The sequence below is a fragment of the Nitratidesulfovibrio liaohensis genome (assembly GCF_011682075.1).
Lineage (GTDB): Bacteria > Desulfobacterota > Desulfovibrionia > Desulfovibrionales > Desulfovibrionaceae > Cupidesulfovibrio > Cupidesulfovibrio liaohensis.
Genome location: NZ_VSMK01000785.1, coordinates 1 through 534, shown reverse-complemented (window position 1 = coordinate 534; position 534 = coordinate 1). Strand labels below are relative to the sequence as shown.

The window sequence follows — 534 nt, the reverse complement described above, 5'->3', positions numbered from 1 at the left end:
CGCTCCGCGCCCAACGCCGCAGGGATGGGGGCCGGGGCCATGCCGCCAAACGGCGTCCCCTTTCCCCCGCTCCCGCCATTGCCGCCCGTCCCGCAGCAGGCCCCGCCCGCAGGTTCCAGCCTGCCGTCCTCGTGGGCCATGAACGTGCCGCTGAAGGAACACTGGGCGTGCTCGCACCCCGGCGGATGCAGGTGAGCCAGGGGAATCAGCCCCCCGGTCTGGTCGCGCACCGCGCGCATGACCTCCGGCAGGGTGATGCGGGCCGCCTCGCGCAGGTCATCCAACGTCCGGTCATCCGCCCGGTCATCAGTACCAGCGGGGACATCACAGGGCGCACTTTCGGACGCACCACCGGGCGCGCCGAAGCCCTCGTACCGTCCAAAGAAGCTGACCGGCTGGAAATGCGCCCCGCGCACCACGGGCACCCGCGCCAGGCCGAAGCGCACGATGTCGCCCAGGCAATGGTCGTTGACGCCGCGCGCCACCGTGCACACCAGCACCACGCCCAGCCCCGCCGCCGCGCAGGCTTCCACC

1 pseudogene is annotated in these 534 nt (G+C 72.8%); it reads right to left on the bottom strand.

The features are described from left to right. Positions 1 to 534: pseudogene (locus tag FVW27_RS20720) on the bottom strand (hypothetical protein); the annotation flags it as partial.